We start from the raw sequence: 19779 nt of genomic DNA, 5'->3' as shown, positions 1-19779 counted from the left end.
GACAGCCCTCAGCCCCGGTTCAGGTCGGTGTGCAGCACGTGGTGGTCCGAGTACGGGCTGGGGCGGACGCGGTGCGTGCGCGGGCTGATGCCGCGCAGGAACACGTAGTCGAACTTGCTGTTCCAGTCGGTGGTCGCCGCGCAGCCGCCGACTCCGGCGGCCGAGGGGCGGCAGCCGGGGTCCGTGTCCGCGGCCAGGGCCCACATCGGGCCGAGTTCGGGGGCGTGCGGCACGGCGTTGAAGTCGCCGAGGACGACCGCACGGTCGTGACGGGCGACTTCCGCGGCGAGGACCCCCACCTGGCCCGCCCGCACCTCCCCCTGCCGGCGCTGGGCGAGGTGCGTGTTGAACACCCGGACCGGCCGGCCGCCCACCAGCGTGGTGACGGCCAGGTAGCCGCGGTCCTCGGAGCCGCCGTCGGGGTATTCGGCGCTCACCCGGTCCGTCATCGGCGCCGCCGACAGGATCGCCTGACCGAAGCCGCCCGGCCGCCACGGCAGCCCCCCGCAGCGGTTCCAGTTCCGCAGGACCGTCCCGTACTCGACCCGGTAGACCAGCCCGTAGACCTCCTCCAGGTACCTGCGGATCTCCTCCACGTCCCGTACGCACGCCTCCTGCAGGCCGATGACCTGCGGCGCGTACGTGGCGATCTCCGTCGCCCGGCCGAAGTTGTGCCCGCTCCCGCCGCACGGGTTGCAGATGTTCCACGTGGCGACCCGGTCCGGTACGACCTCCTCGGCGGCGTCGAACGGCAGCGGCCTGGCGAGGGGGGCGCCACGGCTCGGTGCGCTGGGGCCCAGCAGCAGCACCATGCAGACCGCGGTCATCGCGCCCGCGGCCCACCGCGCGCCCCTTCTCAGCACCATCGCCTCCCCGGAGTGGACGCACATCATCACACGGCGCCCTCGACGGGCGATCGAGGTGCTTCCCGGCCGGTCCGTCCGGCATCATCACGGCATGATCGGCAATCGGATCACCCATCGCACGGCGGACGGCGTCCGCGTACCCGGCACCTGGCGGCACGCGTTCATATGCAACGGCGGCTCCTACTTCCTCACCGACCTCTTCATCTACGCCGACGGCCTCGTCGACTGCTGGGAGCTGGTCACCCTCGACGAGTTCGAGCAGAAGCTCCGCCGCGGATGGGTGGCCACCAGCCTTCCGGACGGCGGACGCGCCTCCGCGCACCACCTGGCCTCGTGGACGTTCGGCCAGCCGCACACCTGGCTGACCCCGGACCTGCTGCTCGCCGAGGTCCGCGACACCATCGACGAGCTGAACGGCCGCCCCGACTCGACCGCCCGCTGCCTCGCCGCGGTGGACGTCTTCATGGCGGACCGCACGGAGGACAACCGGGCCGCCGCCCGGGCCGCCTACCTGGCCGTCCCCGAGACCGTGCGGCGCTACGCGCTCGGCGACATGGACCGCAAGGACCACCCCCTCCAGGTGCTGGTGGCCGGGCCCGGCGGCCGGACCCCGGACGAGCCCGAGGAAACGGTCACGCAGGAGGAGTACGACGAGGCCGTCGCATACTTCGAGGACCGCGAGCAGTGGCTCGCGAAGGCCCCTTCACGGGTGCCGGCCGACGGTCCGGCCGAGTCCTTCGCCCCCGCGGTCAAGATCTACCACTCGTATCCGCAGCGCGCGCTCGAAGACCCGGGCAAGCGGGCCCTGCGCAATGACTACCCCGCCCCGATCACCGTCGGCGACGTCACCTACCCGTCCGTGGCACACGCCTACTGGGCCCGGTCCGTCGCCGAACCGGAGGCCCGGACCGCGGTCGTGGCGGCGGAGTCGGGCGCGAAGGCCCGTACGGTCGCGGCCGGGGTGCCGCGGCGCGAAGGCTGGGAGCGGGTCCGGACGGCGGTCATGGCCCGTCTGCTGCGCGCCAAGTACGAGCAGCACCCCGACCTCGCGGCGACCCTGCTCGCCACGGGTGACGCGACCGTGCTCTACGACGACGCCGACTCGGGCTTCTGGGGCGAGAACGGAGGCCGGGGCCGCAACTGGACCGGCCGCCTCCTGGAACTCGTCCGTTCCGAACTGCTGGCCCGCCAGACCCTCGACGACTGACGGGGTGCGCGGCCGGCGGCCGGGCATGACGTAGGTCAGGTCGGGCGCGCCGTCCCGGAGCGGGGCCGGCACGGCGATCACCGCGGCACGCACGGCCGGCGGCGGCCCCTCGTAGCCCTGACCAGCGATGACGACATGCATGGCAGCCCCCACTACCATTCCAGTGCTTGAATGGAACGTCGTCTTTGACCGAGCAAGGAGAAGCACTGTGCCCCTGGTGTCCGTCGTGATGCCCGTGTACAACTCGGCGGCGACGCTCGGCGCAGCGGTTCGGTCGGTTCTCTCGCAGACGCACAGCGACCTGGAGCTGCTGGTCACCGACGACAAGTCTTCCGACGGCTCCTTGGACCTGCTCATGGAGTTCGCCCGGCAGGACGAGCGCGTCAAGCCGCAGTCGGCACCGGTCCAGGGTGGGGCCGGCCGGGCACGCAACCTCGCCATCGAGCGGGCCCGGGGGGATTACGTCGCCTTTCTCGACAGCGACGACCTGTGGCTTCCGAAGAAGACCGAGCGGCAGATCGAGTTCGCCGCTACGGGCGATGCGCCCTTGACGTTCACGTCCTACTACAAGATGGACGCCGACCACGACGGCGAGAGCGCCGACTTCATCCCGAACGGACGGGTGGTCCGCGCGCGGGAACACGTGGACTACCGCGCGATGCTGGTGCGGGACCACATCGGCGCTCTGACCGCCATGTACGACCGCAACGTCCTCGGCCCGCGGCTGATGCCGGAGATGCGCAAGCGGCAGGACTACGCCCTGTGGCTGTCGATCATGCGGGACGGCGCGGACGCCCGGGGCCTGGCCGAGCCGCTTGCGGTGTACAGGTCCCACCAGGCGGGTTCGCTGTCCTCCAACAAGCTCTCGCTGGTCCCGTACAACTGGGAGCTGTACCGCCGGCACGAGGGGCTGTCGGTCCCCCGGGCGACGCGGGCGCTGGCCGGTGCTGTGTGGCAGTCGCTGCGCAACTCGCGGATCTAGACATGCCTTCGGGGCGCGCGGTGAAGACGTGCTGGACGGCCACCCCGCCTTCAGCCGGTGTGCTGATCAGGTAGACCGGTCCCCCCACACGCTCGCGAGCGTGTGGGGGAGACGACGTAGGGGGCTGCCGTGGTCGGCCGCCGTGCCGTCGAAGGCACGGGCCGGTCAGCGTGCCAGTTCGCCGAGGCCGCTGTACGCGGAGACCAGGTCGTGGCGGATGAACCACTCGGTTCCCAGGACCGCCTCCCTCTCCGATGCCGGCAACCCGGTCAACAGGGCCGGGAGTGAGCGGTCCCGTGCGGCTTCTGACCGGTGGGCCTGGATCGCGGCCCACTTCTGGTCCAGCCAGGGGCGGACGTCCACGGCAGCAGTGATCATCTCGTCCGGGACCGTGTGCACGCGCTTGCCGACGCTGGCGAGCAGCCCGGCCAGGCCGGTGCTCGTCGACTGCGGGTGTGCGGAGAGGTACAGGGCACTGGCGCGCCACGGGGGTCCGGTCTCGGGGAAGAGGCCGGGGAGCCCGGCCGCGTGTGCGGCGAGGAGCGTGACACGGTGGGTGTGGACGTGATCGGGGTGCCCGGAGGAGCCGTGGGCGTCGTGCGTGACGATGACGTCCGGCCGGAAGTCGCGTACGTGGGCGACGACGCGCTCCACGGATTCCTCGAGAGGGGCTTCGCAGAACCGCGGCCGTCCCGGGGAGGAGTGGGGGACCCGGAGGTCGGCGTACCCGAGCATGCGGGGGTCCTCGCCGCCGAGGATGCGGAGGGCGTCGGCGAGTTCGGCGGCGCGATGGCTGTCGGGAGCCCAGGTGGCGGTGACGACGGCGGTGCGCGCGCCGGCCGCTGCGTGCTTGGCAAGAATTCCCCCAGCGACGAGGGATTCGTCGTCGGGATGGGCGTAGACCGCGAGGACGCTGGGTGCGGGCATGAAGGACTCCGTTCTCTCCGAGGTGGTCGCTTCTCCAGCACCGCAGCGTGGCAGCCGGAGTGCTCCTCCCGCAGCCGAAGGCCCGGCCGATCACGATGCGGCAGTCGGCCTTCTCCACGACGTCCCCGGCCCGCGGTCGTTGGTGACGACGACCGCGCCCCCGGCCATCGCCCCCGGCCATCGCGGCCGGCTTCGGGGTCCGCTTCTCGCGGTAGGCGACGGGCCCTGGCCCGGGCAGCGCACGACGGTGGGTGGAGCCCACCTGGCCGATCAAGGGTCCGGCGTCACGCGGCCCGGGCGGCAGTCAGGTCAGGCGGAAGACCGGGCCCCTCGGGGTGAAGGGGAGACCGGCGCCCTGGGGGATCAGGTAGGCGTGTTCGCGGCGGATGCGCAGGGTGTCGCACCAGCCGTCGGTGATCACCAGGAGCGGCGCTGCGGGCGGGAAGTCCTCGGCGCGCTGGAGCAGGTCGATGCCCGGCTGGAGCACCGTGCCGCCCCGGCCGCGGACCCGGACCCGGCCCGCGATCTCGGCCGGCGGGACGTAGCCCGCGTCGTACGGCGCCGCGTCGCAGAAGACGACCCGCGCCGCCGGTACGTCGCGGGCCTCGGCGTACGAGGCGATCGCGCCCAGCGCCTTGCCGAGCAGGGCGGCGTTCATCGACCCGGAGGTGTCGAGCACCACGCCGAACGTGCAGCGGGCGGTCTCCTCGGGCGGGAAGTACCGGCCCGCGCGCGGGATGTCCGGGGTCGAGGCCTGGCGGCGCGCCGGGCGGGCGTAGGACCGCACGGCCTCCGGCCTCGGCACGTACTCGTCGAACCAGCGGGCGAGCCGGGCGTCCCAGGGCACCGGCGGGTGGGCCGGGCCCGGATCTCCTGGACCAGCCCGGCGGGCAGCAGGCCGCGCCCGTCGCGGACGTGCAGGTCGAAGCCCTGGACGAGGCCGCGCTGGTAGAACGCGTCGAGATCCGCGTACGGACGTCCCGCGCCGTGCGCGAGCGGCTCGCCCAGGATGTCCCCGGCGCCCTTGCCCCGCAGGGTGGCGAGGCGCCGCATCCGGCGCAGGTCGGTGGCGATCCGGTCGTACACCTCCTCGACGGAGAGCCCGCGCAGCGCCGGGTCGTGCAGCAGCCCCTCGGGCATGCTGCCGATCCGCATCTCCACCAGCCAGTCGTTGACGACGTAGTCGGCGGCGACGTTGTGCAGGTACGGGTCGCGGCCGCCGCGGCGCTCACCGTGGCGCAGGGCGGCGTGCAGCATCTCGTGGGCCAGGATGAACCGCCACTCGTCGTCCTCGAAGGTGCGCAGCGGGTTGACGTAGATCTCCCCGGCGGTGGCGCTGACGGCGGCGACGGCGATGTCCTGGGCGCGGGCCAGCTCGGCGTCGGCGACGACGGTCAGGCCGGCGGCGAGCCCGCCGAGCAGCGGGTACGAGGACACGAACCAGTTCAGGGCCCGGTCCCAGGGGCGCTGGGCGACGCGTTCGCCGGTGGTCCGGTCACGGCGGCCGCCGGCCACGTCCATGGCGGCGGAGACGCTGCGGGTCAGGGCGGCGGCGAAGGCGGTCTGCCAGTCGGGGACGGCGGTGCTCCAGGTCCGCCAGGTGGTCAGGACCTGGTCGGGGCCGTGCCCGGCGGTGCCGCAGTGCTCGTAGGCGGCGGGGATGCCGTCGCGGCGCCAGCGGGCGGCGAGCTCGTCCTCCTCGCCGCCGGGGTACTCGGCGGGCAGGTGGTCGGGGGCGCGGCCGATGGGGAAGGTGAGCAGGAAACGGTTGACGACCGCGCAGCGGGCGGCGAGGTCGAAGGGGTCCGGCTGGGTGCGGTCCTCGTCCTTGGCGGCCGGGACGTGGCCGAAGCCGAGGTGGAGCAGGGCGTGGGCGATCACCCAGGCCCACTCCCGGGGTTCGGCCCGCCGCGTGGGGTGGACGTGGACGACGCCGTTGGAGGTGACGGTGGCCAGGCCCCCGTCCGGGGACTCCGGGCAGCCGGCCTCGCGGCAGACCTTGCCGCCGAGGGCGGCGAGGGCCGGGTTCTGCTTGACCAGGGCCAGGCCCTCGGCGAAGGCCTGCGTGGCCGGGTCGGGTTTGGCGGCGGCCTTCGCCCGGGCCTTTCCGCTCCGGCTCACCGGCGGGCCTCGACCAGCCGGGGCATGTCGCGGGCGGCCTCGATCAGGAACCATCCGGGCAGCACGGGCAGGCCGTCGGCGTCGTCGGCGATGACCGTCTGGGCGACCTCGACGGAGATCTCGGCGAGCTGGACGAGGAGCGACTTGAAGCGGTGGGTGTGCTGGCGCAGGGCGGGCGAGACGTGTTCCTTCTGCGCCGGGAGTTCCTTGAGCAGGCGCCCCCGGAAGGCTTCCGCCAGGTAGTAGAGCAGGTCGCGGTCCTGGAGCCGGGCGGGCCAGGAGGCGTCGCCCTTCAGGATGGCCTCGATGCCGAAGGTGTGGCGGACGATCTTGGCGTAGCCGCAGAAGGAGACGGCGTGCGCGGGGGTGAGGGTGCCGTGGGCGACTACCTTGAGGGTCTGCTCGTCCAGTTCCGCGCCGAAGGAGTGCAGGGCGTCGGAGAGCATGTGCCAGGAGCGCGGGGTGGAGAAGGGCTCCTCGGTCTTGGGCGGCTGCGACCAGAGGTGGTCGGGGCGGTCGGTGAGGTAGTCGGTGACCCACGGGTGGATGCCGTGCTCGCCGGCCCACACCAGCCAGTCCTGTGCGGACGCCTGGAGGTGGACGTGGGTGAGGCGGTTGACCAGGGCGGAGGCGATGGGCCGGGCCAGCGCGTTGTCCGTGGCGCGGTTGCCCGCGCCGATGACGATGGAGCCGGCGGGCAGTTCGTAGGAGCCGATCCGGCGGTCGAGGATCAGCGAGTAGAAGGCCTTCTGGACGTCCGGGCCGGCGGCGTTGAGCTCGTCGAGGAAGAGGCAGTACGGCTCGTCGCGGGCGATGGCCTCGGGCGGGCAGAAGACGGAGCGGCCGTCGCGGATCTGGGGTACGCCGATCAGGTCCTCGGGGGCGAGCTGCGTGCCGAGGAGGCTGACGCATTCCAGGCCCAGGGAGTCGGCGAACTTCCTTACGAGCGAGGACTTCCCGATGCCGGGCGCCCCCCAGAGGAAAACGGGCCGCACGGTGGCGAGGCCGAGCAGCAGTTCGGGGATCTGGGCGGGGGTGACGGTAACGGCAGCCTGCACGGGCGGGGACGTCCTTCAAGGTGGGGCGGTGTGTGGTGCGGCCAGTGTGGTCACACCGCACACCGCCTGGCATCCGGTTTTCCCGTGGGCGGTTCGGTGGTCCGGGCGGTCCGGGCCCCGTGCTCAGGTCTCGACCAGGTGTTTGAGCTTCTCCTCTCTGACGAGCGTGTGGCCCGACACGCCCGGGCCCACGCCGGCCAACCCGCCGCGCCGGCCGGTGTGCAAGACCCGGGGCCACGGCCGGTTGGGGTCGTGGAGGTCGACCACGAGCGTCAGGGTGGCGTGACCGCGGTGCCCGTGTCCGACACCGGGGTGAACCGCTGTGAACCTCAGGTACCGCTCGGCTGGACCATCCTCCGGCCGGCGGTGCTTCCGCCGTCCACGGTGACCGACGCACCCGTCATGTAGGGGAAGTCGTCGGAGGCGAGCCCGAGCACGGCGCGCGCGATCTCCTCGGCGTCTGCCATGCGTTCGAGCCCATCGACGTTGAGCGGCCCCCATGCCTGCTTGTACTGGGCCCATGCCGCATCGGGCAGTCCCGGCGGGCGGACGAAGGGGGTGTCGGTGGTGCCGGGCAGCAGGGCGTTGAGCCTGATTCCCTTGGGCCCGTAAGCGAGTGCCGCCGACTTCACCACGCCCTGCACCGCCCGCTTGCTCGCCGTGTACGCGGCGCTGTTCGGCCGTGCCTGTTCGGCCGCTGACGACGAGGTGCAGATGATGACGCCGCGCTGTGCCCTGAGCATGTGCGGAATCTCGTACTTGATCGCGAGGAACACGCCCCGGGCGTTGGTGGCCTGGATGTCGTCCCACTCCTCGATGCTCATCTCATGGGGTGCTTTGCCGCCGCCGATGCCGGCGTTGTTGAAGGCCACGTCGATGCCGCCGTAACGGCTCGCGACCCGGTCCACGAAGCCGCGCACCTGGGCGTCCACGCGTACGTCCGCCTGCGTGTACGTGGCTTCGCCGCCCGCGTCCCGGATCTCCCGTTCCACCTGGCGTCCCAGCTCGGCCCGTCTGCCGCAGAACCCGACATGGGCCCCCTCCGCGGCGAACGCCTTCGCCGCCGCCCTGCCGATGCCCGAGGTGGCACCCGTGATGAGCACCGACTTCCCCTGGAAGCGGCCGGGCTGCGTACGGGACCTGGACCGGTCGCCGACCGCGTGGGCGGTGGTGCCGAAGGCCGCGCTCGCCAGACCCAGCGCGGCAGCGCCACCGATCAGGGACCGCCGCCCCACGGCCGCGGATTCGGCGTTCGCGTTGCCACTGGAGTCCGTGTTCGCATTCGTATCCATGGCGATCACGCTCGCAGCCCGCCCCGGACACACGACTCCACCCACCGGCCGGACTTCGCGTCCGGCAGGAGGAGGCGCCCTCCTCCCATGGCAGGACCCCGGGCACACGGGCGTCCGCCTATCGTTGGCCGCGTGAACCGACCTTGGATCGAGCTTGCGTTCGACAGGAAATTCGCCGCCATACGGGTCCTGGCACTCGCCGGCATCCTGATCGGCGACTTCCTGCTGCTGCACCGGCCGTCCGGGGCACAGGACTGGAGCTTTGCCGCAGCCGGGCTCGTGCTGTGCTTGGCCGCGGCGAGGTGGGCGCTCGGCGCGCTCCTGGCCCAGTCGGCCCTGCTCGTCACCGCGCACACGCTGGGCGCCGGCACCGTTCCTTCGTTGAAGGTGCTGGCCGCCGTGACCCTCTTCGAACTGGCGGTCCGGCAGTCCGGGCGCCGCCCGGCCGCCGGGGCGACGGCACTGGCCCTCGCCGTCGCCGTGAACCGCCTCGAGGACCTGCCCGGCGAACTCCTCCCCGTCCTCTACAAGATGTGCATCGTCGCAGGCCTGCCGCTGCTCCTGGGCGCGTACGTACGCGTGACCCGCGACGCCGCACTGCACGCGCGTCGGTACGCGGAACAGCAGGAACTGCGCGCCGCACAACAACTGCAAGCCGCCCGCGCGGCGGAGCGCACCACCATCGCGCGCGAGTTGCACGACCTCGTGGCCCACCACGTCTCCTCCATGGTGCTGCGCGTGGGGGTCGCCCGGCACGTCACCGCCGCCACCAGCACCACCGACCCCCGGATCACCGACGTCCTCGACGACCTGCACTCCAGTGCCCGCGCGGCACTGACCGATCTGCGGCGCCTGGTGTCCGTACTGCGAGCCCCGGCCCGGACCGGTCCCGGCATCGGCTCCATGGTCACGCCCGGGGCGCTGCCGGCGGCACTGGAGACGGTGGTGGAACACAGCCGCCGGACCGGACTGACCGTAACCGCCTCCGTGGATCCGCGTGTCGTGCGGCTCGACGCGGTACGCGGCCTCGCGGTCCTCCGCCTCGCGCAGGAGGGCCTGGCCAACGCGGCCAAGCACGGCGGGCCCGGAACACGTGCCGAGCTGGCCGTGCGGCTGGCCGACGACACCGTCCACGTGACGCTCCACAACGACGGCGCCGGAACGACCCGGCCACCGGCCCCCGGCCCTTCCGGACACGGACTGATCGGCATGCGCGAACGCGTGGACCTGCTCGGCGGCCGGCTGCACGCCGGCCCCGCAGCCCAGGGCTGGCGACTCACGGCCGAAATACCCGCCCTCGCAACCGACATGGAGCTCCAGCCGTGATCCGCATCCTCCTCGTCGACGACCAGCAGCTCGTCCGCATGGGACTGCGCATGCTCTTCGAGCAGGCGCCGGACATCGAGATCCAGGGCGAGGCGGACAACGGCGCGGAGGCGGTACGACTGGCTGAACGCCTCACTCCCGACGTCGTCCTCATGGACCTGAGGATGCCCGGCCTGGACGGCATCACGGCCACCCGCCGCATCCTGGCCGCACGCCCCGCCACCCGGGTCGTCGCCCTCACCACCTTCGATGACGACGACCATCTGTACCCGGTGCTCGAGGCCGGAGCCTGCGGCTTCCTCGTCAAGGACACCCCGCCGACCGAAATCCTGCAGGCGGTACGCCGGGCCGCGAACGGAGAGGCCCCCTTCAGCCGGGAGGTCCTCGACCGCCTCGTCGCCCGGGCTCTCCACACCCGTTCTTCTCCCGGCACTCCTCCGGACATCCCGGTGCCGGCCATCACCCCGCGCGAACGGGAGGTCCTCGGACTGCTCGGTGTGGGCCTGTCCAACAAGGAGATCGCAGACCGGCTGCACCTCGGGATCACCACGGTCAAGACGCACGTGGCGAGTCTGATGGCGAAGACGGGCCGGGACAACCGCATCCGTCTCGCCGTTCTCGCTGTCCTCACCGGCACCACTCCAGACTGACCGCCCCTGCTCCGAGAGCCGCCCGCTGACGGGGTGCAACTGGTCCGGTTGCCGGTGAGGCTCCCGTCGAAGACGATGCCGAAGGCCTGGAGAGCCCGCTACCGGCGGCGCATCGGCGGTCTCGTCCCAGCCCTGGCGGGCGGCATGGCGGAACGAGAACGAGGCCTTGACGCGGTCGACGAGGACGACCGGGCAGACACGGTCGAGCGGCCCGGGCCCGCCACCCGGCCATGCCCTCCGTGCGGAACCGGTGATCACGGCCGGGCACGACGCTCACGTCACCAGGCGCAGCGACGTTTCCGCGATGCCCAGCCGTACGCTCTGGCCCCAGGTCAGCTGCAGGGCATCGGCCTCCATCCCGTCGCCGAAGACCACGATCCGGTCCGACTCCACGGTCAGTCGCAGCCCTTGCCCGTGTCCCAGGTGGCCTGAGGTTCTTGAGGTTCCGGTCGCGGGCGATGGCCAGGCCTCGCGCACGTACCACAGGAGCCGCCGGTCGCACGGTGCGGGCAGCTCAGCGGTGCCGCCGCGCTCCAGCCACAGCGAGCGCAGCCAGCCGGTCGCGCCCGTGCCGGTGCCCACCAGCACCCCGGAGGACGCCTGGGCCTCACCCGGGCCCTCCTCGCCGTCGGGGCCCAGGCGGTAGCGGGCCGTCTGATGGCCGGGCGGGCCCAGGTAGATCTCGTTCAGCGCGAGGAGACGCTGGGTGTCGTCGGCGACGGCCTCGACCATGGTCAGGTCTTCCGTCCGGCCCCCGCCGGCGCTCGCGGCGCACAACAGGGCGGCCGTGTCGGCGCAGCGGTGACGGACCAGGATCCCCGGGTTGCGCCCCGGGTCGGTGTCGATGCCCACCACCGGCTGTCCGCACAGGTACTTCGCGGTGTTGGCGACCAGACCGTCCTGCCCCACCACGACCACCACGTCCTGCGGTGCGAACAGGAAGCGGTCCAGGTCCGCCCGCTCCACCCGGGTGCTGCGCCAGGTCAGTGGCACCGCCGCCGCGACCTCCCGCAGCGTATGCTGCGCGCGGTCGTGGCGGCGTACGACCTCGTCGATCGAGCGGCCCCGGCTCGAGAGGAAGAAAGCGGCCTGCCCGTGCGTCCCGTGCCGGGCGAGCAGTTCCTCGTACTCGGTCCTGCGGTGCACGAGCACCGCCCGCGGGGCCAGGCTCACGCGCCCGCTCCGCCGTCCGGACGCCCGAGCCTGCTGAGGAGGCCGGTGAGGACATCCGGGGTGAGCGTGATGCTCTCGACCCGCGGCAGGTTCTCCGCCAGCCGGGTCGCCGCCAGGGCGTACAGCGTGCCCGGGCCGGTCTCGCCGTGCACCCGCAGCCAGGCGGCCTGGGCCTCGGCACGTGCCGACCCGGTCTCACGGGCCGCCTCGGCCTCGGCGCGGGCCAGGCGGACCTTGCGGGCCGCCTCGGCCTCGGTCCGTACACCGTCGGCCGCCGCCTTCTCCTCCGCCTCGCGGCGGGCGTTGATGCCGCGCTGCTCGACCAGCTGTTCCTCGCGCCGGGCCAGTTCGATCTGACTGGCCAGCTCGTTCTCGGCGATCGCACGCTCGCGCTCGACGGCGACGGCCCGCCGTTCGTAGGTGGCCCGGTCCGCCTCCTGCTGGATCTGCTCGCGGGCCGGTGTGCGCAGTGCGCGCTCCACCTCCGCTTCGGGCCGGATCGCGACGACGCGCACGGCCACCACGTCGATGCCGGTGGCCGGGAGCCTGGGCTCGGCGGCGAGACCGTCGGCGACGCTCTGGCGCACGGAGGCGACGCCGTCCACCAGGGCGGCGGCCAGCGGGGTCCGGGCCAGCACGTCAAGCGTGTGCTGCTGCGCGGTCTCGGTGAGGAGGGTGGCGATCTGCTCCAAGGGCGCGGCGCGCCAGCTCCCGGTGTCCGGGTCGACGGAGAAGTCGAGCCGGTCCGCCGCCTCGGCCGGGTCGCTGATCCGGTAGGTGACGGTGGCCTGCACGGTGACGTCCTGGAAGTCGGCGGTACGGGCGTGGAAGGCCATGGCCAGCTCCCGGTCGTCGACCGGCACTTCGGAGAGCGCCGCGGACAGCGACCGGTACCAGAAACTGAGCCCCCGGCCGTCATGGACGAGCCGGCCGCGCTTGTGGTGGCGGATATGGGTGGTGGGCGCGGATCGCAGATGACGCCAGCCGAAGCGCCGGGTGATGTCGGCCATGGTGAACCCCCTTGATTTCGTCAGCATGACGATAACCGCGAGCGTCAATATCGTCAAGAGGACGAAAAGGGTGAGGTGGCCCCGAACCCCGGGAGGCCAGCCCGATGGGCCGGGGCCGGGGGCCGGGAGGCTCCGGCCGTCCGCGGCTCGGATGGAAACCCGACCACCCAGCCCTCGCGGTCTACCCCCGAGAGGTCATCGGAGCCCACCGCGCCTTCATCGCCCGCCGGGCCGCGCGACCCGGCGAGGAATACCGCACGCCCACCGACGAGGAACGGGGCTCCTTCCTCGGGCACTTCGAGAAGCGCGAACTCTCCCACCGGCACCTGTGGCCGGGCCTTCTCCACACCCTGCGTCCACGAGCACGCCTGTTTGCGATGCGCCATGCCCCGCCCCGCCCCAGCCGAGCGCCCCCGGCTCGTCGAGATCCGCGACAATCTCGTCGACCGCATCGCCGAAGCCAAGCACGAGGGCTGACTCGGGGAAGTCGACGGCCTCGAAACCAGCCTCGCCGGCGCCCGGGACAAGCTCGTTCAGATGGACCCAACGGGCCGCCGAGCGGCAATCGCTGGTTCAGAGAATCGGAGTCGCCGATCACCTGGACCGCGAGCACCCTGATGACCAGGCGAATCACCCGCCGACAGTCCCGCCGGGCCGGCCGGCCGCCGCCCGGGAACACACACGCGACTGACCGCGGTCACTCCCGCGACCGCCAACTCCAGCACTTCTGTCATGGCCGGATCGGGAGCAGGTGCCAAGTGCTTGGAACTCAGAACCCGTTGCCCCATCCGAAGGTGGCGCTGTAAGCGCGTTGGAGTGCGTGCTGGCCATGGTCCCCGTCGGCGTAGGCCCACATGAGGGCTGCGGCGAACCAGAGCAGGAAGATTCCACCGACGACGCCCAGAGCGACCAGCCTGCCGTACCAGATGAGGAGGACCACGGCGACGGTCACGATGACCGCGCCGACGTGGGCTCCCCACAGGTCGAGCGACGCAGCCTTGCGTGCCGCCCGGGCTTCAGCCCGTTCTACAGCGAAGCGCTCCTCTCGAACAGACTGCGGTTCGTACTCGTCGAAGTTCATCTCATCCCCCTAGCCCTGACGCTACCTGGACCCGGACCACGCGGAGCTGTGTGTGGGCAGTGGCGATCGTCCAGCGGTCCGCGGCCTCGGGGGCACGGAGCTTCATCGAGGTCAAGGAACAAGCTCAGGCGTTCCACCACTCGCCGGTGCCACATCCGACCTCGTAGTGCCACCATCCCTCTGTCTGCCCCTGCGCCAGGAGAGCCTTGACCCCGGCGAAGTCCGTGCCTGCCGGCACCGTGAAGGCCACCATGGGGAAGTCCTTGCTGAAGACCTCGCCTCCGAGCCCGAACGCCGAAAGTCGCTGATGGACCGCCTGAGGGCTGCTCCCGAGAGGACCGGTGGGTACGGGCACGACACGGATGGTGCAGTTGCCGGAGGGACTGACCTGCCCGACAGCCCAGTGGAGCCCGTCTGAGTCGGTCCGGTACCGCACCAGGTCGCCCTCGGCAACCCCGTCCTGGAGGAAGGGGGCGTTCTCGATCCGGGCCGTGCTGTCTCCCAGATCCGTCGCCCACAGACCTTCGGTGTCCTGCGGGAACCACCCCTCGCGTGGCACGAACCGGAACCAGACCTTGATCTTCTCAACCACGCTCTCCATGCCCGCCATCATCCGCTGACCAGCAGAACCAACTCGCACCGGGCTTGAGGACAGGGGTCGAACGTCAGGCTCGGCAGCTGGACCCGTACCGCCGACCAGGCAGCCGGCCGCTGAGCGGAAGCTGGCCCTCGCGGCGGACCTGCGGATGGATGTCCCGGCCCATCGGGGGGCAAGACCGCCGTGCTGCCGAGGGCCCTGGCTGCGGCCGGATCCGACTTCACCGACGCCGAACGGGCATCGATCGGGCGGTTGAACGATCCCGAGGCGTGAGCCTGGCCTCCCCGCCCCGGGTCTGTTCGCGGGAGGCGCCGGACGGCGTCCACGGTGGCTCCGCCCGGCGGGCACACGAGTACGAGCCGTTGGGTTTCACCGCGGCCCACTCACCGACGCCCCGTAACCACCTGGGTTACGGGGCATCGTTGTCGCAGCGGGCCGACGGCTTCGCGCGTGTCCGGACCCGGCACGCCGTGACCGAGCGTGTCGGTCAGCGGGTGACGACGTTGTGTGCTGGGGTGATCTGCGGCTCGCCGTCTGCGTAGCCCAGATCGGCGAGGACCGGCTGGAGGATCTTCGAGAAGTTCTCGAGTGCCTCCTCGGACTCCCACACGTCGACGACCCGCCACCCGCCGTCGACCGGCCCGGCCACGTGGGAGATCAGTCCGGGAGCCGGAATGTCCGCGAGCGAGGCGAACTCGCTGCCGTCGGTGAGTCGGCTGATGCAGGCGTCGTAGAGCTCCTGCCCGGCGCCCGGAATCTCGAATGTGACGATGATGGCCATGTCGTCCCCACTGCTCGCTCACTGTGTGCGGCGACCGCTCCGGTCGGCGCGATGCCCCTCATGCCTACCCTCTGTCCGCGCATCGACGCTGGCGGGGGCCCTTCCGGGGGACCTGCGGGGAGGGCGCTGAGGTGCGCGGGGGGTCTTGCGCCCGGAACCCATTGACCACGGGCGTGCGCCCCCGCAGAGGGACGATGGTCATCAATGGGCATACTGCGGTCAGCATCCAGGCATCGATCCCTAGGCCGGCCGGCCGGCCGTCCGGGCCTGGGGCGTGCCTGGTTGGGACGCGGGTGCTCCGTGCTGGGGCCCGGTGGGTTCTAGGGGCTCTACGTTGGGCACATGGGTTGGCCGCAGCCATTGTGTCGGGTTGCGGGGCCCAGAGGATGTGGGTGTGGCTTCTGGGGGTGCCTCCTGTGGCTCGTACTGCCTGGCCGCCCGTGTCCTCCTGACCGACCCCAGCCTCGCCGATTGCGAAGTGCGACGTAGTCGCTGTGCAGAGCAATGCCGGCGTGGTCGTCTGCACCAGCGTTGAGGACATTGCGGCGGGCTGCGGCGGCACGGAGGCGGAGTTCACGCCCGCCCTTGACCGCGAGCGGCGAGCGGCGAAGGGGCCGCGCCATGCGGAGGCTCCGGTGATGGAGTGGCACCCCGGCGGAGGCCTGCGCTGCGCGGACCTGACCGACGTCCGGTTCGCCCTCCCGGCCGCCGCGCGGCCGAGCGGCGACAGTGCCGGCCTCCCCGGCCGTCGGTCCCCGCACCGGGTTCCTCAGGGTCGGCGTCCGGCCCAGGCCACCAGACGGTCGATGGCCCGGGCTCCGGGGTCCACGGTCACCACTTCGGCGAAGGGGATCCGCCCGCCGCGGGTTTCGGCCGGCAGCGCGCGACGTACGACGCCGATCACCCGCTCGATGAGGGCCGGGTCCCAGTCCGGGTCCTGTCCGGTCGCCCTGGCCAGGTCCCAGGTGTGCACCGTGAGTTCGTGGGTGTAGACGGCTGCGGCGGCCGCACCCGGCAGGACGCCCATCGGCAGGCGCAGCTGCCGGCCGAGGATGCCCGGATCCGCCCACACCTCCGCGACCTCGCGGGCGCCCGGCTCCCAGGCCGCCGCCCACGCGCCGTCGGCGACCTCGTCGGCGAAGGACGGGACGCTGAACGGGTCCTCGCCGCGCCCGATCACCGAGATCCGGCGGACGACGGCGACGAGGTGGCTCGACAGCCGCCGCACGTCGAACTCCTCGCAGGGCGTCGGGGCGTCGTACTGCTCGGGCCGGACGGCGGCCAGCGTACGGCCCGCCAGCTCCACGGCCGCGGCGAGATCGGTCCGCGGATCGAAGGAGGAGGGGGTGTCGACGGTACGGGTGGGGTCGGACGGGGTCTCGATGAGCTGCTCGGTCTTGTTCATGGGTTCAGCCTGTACGCAAAAGTGGCCACCCTCTGGCCAGTTTTCCGAAGAGAATGAAAGGCGACGACGCGGCACCCACGAAGGAGGAAATGGGCCCATGAGAGCCGACCGGTTGGTGGCGACCCTGCTCTTCCTCCAAGAGCGCGGCCGCGTCACCGTCCCCGAAGTGGCCGCCGAACTGGAGGTGTCCGAGCGCACCGCGCGCCGAGACCTGGAGGCCCTGGCCGCGTCCGGCATCCCCGTCTACTCACAGCGCGGCCGCGGCGGCGGCTGGTCGCTCGTCGGCGGGGCCCGTACGAACCTCACCGGACTGACCGCAGAAGAGATCCGGGCGTTCTTCCTCATCACCGGCCCCCTGTCGGCCACCCCCGAACTGCGCACCACCCTGCGCAAGCTGGTCCGGGCCCTGCCGCCGCCCCTGCGGGCGCAGGCCCAGGCCGCGGCCCGCGCAGGGGTCGTCGACGCCACGGACTGGTCCCGCGACGCCGTCACCGCCGATGCCGCCCACCGCTCCGCGCTCCAGGGCGCCGCCGTGGACGGGATCCGCGTCCGCCTCGGGTACGCGGGCGTCGGCAAACCGGCCGGCGAGCGTACCGTCGACCCCCTCGGGATCGTGGCCAAGGCCGGAGTGGACTACCTCGTCGCCGGAACGGAGAAGGGCCTGCGCACCTTTCGGCTCAGCCGGGTCACCTCCGTCGAGCCGACCGGCGAACCGGTGGTACGGCCGCCGGACTTCGACCTCGCCACGGCTTGGCGGGCGCTGTCCGGGGCCTTCCAGGACGGCATTCACGCGGTGACCGCCCGTGCCCGCGTCCGCCCCGACACGCTGGCCCTGCTGCAACGGTTCCTCGGCGGCCGCGTGCGCGTCGGCGGTCCACTGCCCGACGGCTGGACCGAGGTGTGGGTCGACGGCCCGGCCGCGAAGGCCCTGGCAGGGCATCTGGCCGGGCTGGGCGCGCGGGTCGAGGTACTGGATCCGCCGGAGGTACGGCAGTGGCTGGCCCGTATCGGCGCCGAACTCACGGCGATGTACGCGGAGGAGTAACCGCACGCACCGCCCGGTGCGCGCGCTTGACGGCCTTCTCGGCCCGATCCGAGGAGCCGACCGTCCAACGCCCGAGCCCCTTCAGCTTGCGCCGGTGCCCATCCACCCGTGCCCGTGCCCGTGCCAGTGCCAGTGCCCGTGCCCGAGCCCGCGGCGTCGCGGCCGGCCTGCCCGGCGCCGCGCCCCAGCGGGGTTCGTCCTCAGGGGCGGCGGCCTGACCTGATGGTTCACGACGGACGGCGAGGGCCCGAGCCCGAACCGGGCCCATGGTGACGGCCAGCAGGGCCGGGCCGAGCCGGTGGACGCGCCCGGTGAGGCTGTGCGGCGAGCGCCCGCCGCATCTGGTCAGCCACCCGGCGTCAGATCTATCGTGAGGCAATGACGGCACACAGCCCGGGGGCGCCCGGCGGCGTGGAGCGGGACGAGTCGGGAACGACGGACGTGGTGCTGCGAGCGGGCGGCGCCTCCTGGCTCACCGTGCCACGCTCGCTGGGGAGCGCCGCGCTGACCGCGCTCGGTACGGGTCTTCTCGGGCTCGCCCTGGTCCTGCCCGTAGCGGTGATCGTGCTCTTCTCCGGCGCCGGCTGGGCCGCGGTGGGGACGGTGGCCCTCTGGATGGTGTCCGCAGCCGTCACGGCGGGCTTCGCGGGCGCACTGGCCGTGGCCTGCTTCCAGGTGTACCGGATCAGGTTCTCCGCCGTCGGCGATCCCCCCGGGGTGCGCCTGGTGCGCGGCCTGGGGAGCGGTCCGTGGCGGCCGCTGGAGGAGCCGGACCGCCTGCGCCTGGAGCAGGAGATCGAGGAACCGTACGCCGGGGACCCCCTCCCCGCCACCCGCGTCCTCACGCTGCGCCTGATCCGGGACGACTCCGACGTCTGCCGGGCCGTCCTCCAGCCGGACACCGACGCCCGACAGCTCCTCGCGGCGTTGGAACAGGCCCTGGGGCCGGCCGTCCAACTCGAACTCCACGTCAAGCGCACCACCCGCCCCGCGCCCCGTCGCCGCCCCGGCCCCCGGAACCGCGGCCGGGGCGGGCCCTCCGGCATCGGCATCAGTGCCGCCGGGGGCTACAGCTGCGGCAGCGGATGCGGCGGAGGCGGTGGCGGCTAGGGCCTGTCCGGCGGATCATGCCGGGCGGCCCACCGACGCTGAACCGCTGTGGCGACCCCCCGCCGGACAAGGAGCCAGACGGAGCAGGTTGGGCCCGTCGATAAATGCCTCGACACCAGTCGCGGTGATCGGGGACGCTTCGCCCGATGACCAGAATCGACGACACGCCGCCCGCGTGGGACGAGCGCACCCAGCTCACCACGTTCCTCGACTACACACGTGACACCGCCCGCGCCAAGTGCGACGGCGTCTCCGCGGAGAACGCCCGCAAGGCAATCCTGCCGGGCTCACCGCTGATGACCATGAGCGGAGTGATCAACCACCTCCGCTGGGTCGAGTACTACTGGTTCCAAGTGGTCTTCCTCGGCGAGGAAGACCAGGGCCCCTGGACCGACGAGGACCCCGACCGCGAGATGCGCATCGCCGTCGACTTCCCGCTCACGCAGTTGCTCGACGAATACGCCGAACAGAGCGCCCGCTACCGCGAACTGGTCGCCGCGAACGGCCTGGAAAACCGGGCCAAGCGAGCCGTCCGCAACGGCCTCCACGTCGACCTGCGCTGGATCCTCCTCCACCTCACCGAGGAGACAGCCCGCCACAACGGCCACCTGGACATCCTGCGCGAGATGCTCGACGGCACGACCGGCGGTTAGGACTTGTCCGGCCCATCACGCGTCTCGCCGGGCTGACGCCTTCATGTGGAGGGGGTGGGCCGGGTGGGCGCAGCGGGTATGAGCCGCGAGCAAGCTGTGACCCTTGACCCTAGTGCAGCGGATCATGGACGCGGACCACGCCGATGAAGGCGAGGCCGATGACTGGTTGGACATGCTGGACGGAGCCTTGAAGTGTCCGGCTGGGCACGTCGGTGATCTGATCTTCCGGCCCGCTGAGCGGGAGCTTTCGGCGGCGGAGGCAATCGACGAGGCCCTGGCCTACCGCCCGATGGCCCTGTGATCGTCTGCCGACGCGGATCCGGAACCAGATGGTGGGAGTTGCGGCCGTTGCGGTGCCGAGGTCGACGTAACGCCGCTCGTCGTAGCGGGTGGCCACGGCCCGGTGCTGCTTCAGCCGGTTGACGGCCCGCTCGACGGTGTTGCGCTCTCGTACCGCTCTTCGTCGAAGCCGGGTGGCCGTCCGCCGCGTGAGC

18 protein-coding genes and 1 pseudogene are annotated in these 19779 nt (G+C 72.3%); 8 read left to right on the top strand and 11 right to left on the bottom strand.

Annotated features, from left to right (window positions below; all coding sequences use genetic code 11):
• Positions 1-8: 8 nt before the first annotated feature.
• Positions 9-866 carry an endonuclease/exonuclease/phosphatase family protein gene (locus ACZ7IF_RS28720; protein WP_470977072.1) on the bottom strand — a complete coding sequence of 286 codons (858 nt, stop codon included), beginning with the start codon at positions 864-866 and terminating at the stop codon, positions 9-11.
• A gap of 91 nt (positions 867-957) precedes the next feature.
• Between ACZ7IF_RS28720 and ACZ7IF_RS28715 the strand changes: the two genes are divergently transcribed.
• Positions 958-2073, top strand: coding sequence for an NADAR family protein (locus tag ACZ7IF_RS28715; RefSeq protein ID WP_470977069.1), 1116 nt, complete (start codon positions 958-960; stop codon positions 2071-2073).
• 208 nt (positions 2074-2281) lie between these two features.
• Positions 2282-3055, top strand: coding sequence for a glycosyltransferase family 2 protein (locus tag ACZ7IF_RS28710; RefSeq protein ID WP_470977066.1), 774 nt, complete (start codon positions 2282-2284; stop codon positions 3053-3055).
• Positions 3056-3220: 165 nt separating this feature from the next.
• Here ACZ7IF_RS28710 and ACZ7IF_RS28705 read toward each other — a convergent pair whose 3' ends face one another.
• From ACZ7IF_RS28705 to ACZ7IF_RS28690, 4 genes and pseudogenes are all read right to left on the bottom strand, one after another.
• Positions 3221-3982, bottom strand: a complete 762-nt coding sequence (locus tag ACZ7IF_RS28705; protein ID WP_470977063.1) for a PIG-L deacetylase family protein — start codon at positions 3980-3982, stop codon at positions 3221-3223.
• Positions 3983-4286: 304 nt separating this feature from the next.
• Positions 4287-6157 (bottom strand): annotated as a pseudogene (locus tag ACZ7IF_RS28700) (vWA domain-containing protein).
• Positions 6100-7161, bottom strand: a complete 1062-nt coding sequence (locus tag ACZ7IF_RS28695) for an ATP-binding protein (protein WP_361595917.1) — start codon at positions 7159-7161, stop codon at positions 6100-6102. The pseudogene ACZ7IF_RS28700 and the gene ACZ7IF_RS28695 overlap by 58 nt, the downstream one beginning before the upstream one ends.
• Positions 7162-7490: 329 nt before the next feature.
• Positions 7491-8453: an SDR family NAD(P)-dependent oxidoreductase gene (locus ACZ7IF_RS28690; protein WP_470977059.1), complete on the bottom strand. Its 963-nt coding sequence runs from the start codon at positions 8451-8453 to the stop codon at positions 7491-7493.
• A 132-nt stretch (positions 8454-8585) separates the two neighbouring features.
• Between ACZ7IF_RS28690 and ACZ7IF_RS28685 the strand changes: the two genes are divergently transcribed.
• Both ACZ7IF_RS28685 and ACZ7IF_RS28680 read left to right on the top strand, forming a co-directional pair.
• A complete protein-coding gene (locus ACZ7IF_RS28685; protein WP_470977056.1) occupies positions 8586-9779 on the top strand; it encodes a sensor histidine kinase in 1194 nt (397 codons plus the stop codon).
• A complete protein-coding gene (locus ACZ7IF_RS28680) occupies positions 9776-10429 on the top strand; it encodes a response regulator transcription factor (RefSeq protein ID WP_470977053.1) in 654 nt (217 codons plus the stop codon). Before ACZ7IF_RS28685 ends, ACZ7IF_RS28680 begins: the two co-directional genes overlap by 4 nt.
• Before the next feature lie 273 nt (positions 10430-10702).
• On the opposite strand, the gene ACZ7IF_RS28675 is transcribed toward ACZ7IF_RS28680, so the two are convergent.
• The 6 genes from ACZ7IF_RS28675 to ACZ7IF_RS28650 form a co-directional block, all read right to left on the bottom strand.
• Positions 10703-11602, bottom strand: coding sequence for a hypothetical protein (locus tag ACZ7IF_RS28675; RefSeq protein WP_470977050.1), 900 nt, complete (start codon positions 11600-11602; stop codon positions 10703-10705).
• Positions 11599-12612, bottom strand: coding sequence for an SPFH domain-containing protein (locus tag ACZ7IF_RS28670; protein WP_470977047.1), 1014 nt, complete (start codon positions 12610-12612; stop codon positions 11599-11601). Before ACZ7IF_RS28670 ends, ACZ7IF_RS28675 begins: the two co-directional genes overlap by 4 nt.
• A gap of 769 nt (positions 12613-13381) precedes the next feature.
• Complete coding sequence (locus ACZ7IF_RS28665; protein WP_470977044.1) at positions 13382-13693, bottom strand: hypothetical protein; 312 nt, start codon at positions 13691-13693, stop codon at positions 13382-13384.
• Positions 13694-13817: 124 nt separating this feature from the next.
• Positions 13818-14306, bottom strand: coding sequence for a DUF4265 domain-containing protein (locus tag ACZ7IF_RS28660; protein ID WP_470977041.1), 489 nt, complete (start codon positions 14304-14306; stop codon positions 13818-13820).
• A 472-nt stretch (positions 14307-14778) separates the two neighbouring features.
• Positions 14779-15072, bottom strand: a complete 294-nt coding sequence (locus ACZ7IF_RS28655; protein ID WP_470977039.1) for a hypothetical protein — start codon at positions 15070-15072, stop codon at positions 14779-14781.
• Positions 15073-15841: 769 nt separating this feature from the next.
• The gene (locus tag ACZ7IF_RS28650; RefSeq protein ID WP_470977037.1) at positions 15842-16477 is read right to left on the bottom strand and encodes a TIGR03086 family metal-binding protein; all 636 of its coding nucleotides are present in this window, start codon (positions 16475-16477) and stop codon (positions 15842-15844) included.
• A gap of 97 nt (positions 16478-16574) precedes the next feature.
• Between ACZ7IF_RS28650 and ACZ7IF_RS28645 the strand changes: the two genes are divergently transcribed.
• The 4 genes from ACZ7IF_RS28645 to ACZ7IF_RS28630 all read left to right on the top strand — a co-directional run bounded on the left by ACZ7IF_RS28645 (position 16575) and on the right by ACZ7IF_RS28630 (position 19586).
• Positions 16575-17522 (top strand): helix-turn-helix transcriptional regulator, encoded by a 948-nt coding sequence (locus tag ACZ7IF_RS28645; RefSeq protein WP_470977034.1) that lies wholly within the window; start codon positions 16575-16577, stop codon positions 17520-17522.
• Positions 17523-17900: 378 nt separating this feature from the next.
• Positions 17901-18632, top strand: coding sequence for a hypothetical protein (locus ACZ7IF_RS28640; RefSeq protein ID WP_470977031.1), 732 nt, complete (start codon positions 17901-17903; stop codon positions 18630-18632).
• A 146-nt stretch (positions 18633-18778) separates the two neighbouring features.
• Entirely contained in the window at positions 18779-19285 is a 507-nt protein-coding gene (locus ACZ7IF_RS28635; RefSeq protein ID WP_470977028.1) for a DinB family protein, read from the top strand.
• Between the two features lie 112 nt (positions 19286-19397).
• A complete protein-coding gene (locus ACZ7IF_RS28630) occupies positions 19398-19586 on the top strand; it encodes an e9imm peptide (RefSeq protein WP_470977196.1) in 189 nt (62 codons plus the stop codon).
• Positions 19587-19779 lie beyond the last annotated feature (193 nt).

The sequence above is a fragment of the Streptomyces sp. NPDC037421 genome (assembly GCF_055602105.1).
The sequence above is the reverse complement of the archived record's forward strand: the minus strand, read 5'-3'. Positions and strand labels throughout refer to the sequence as shown.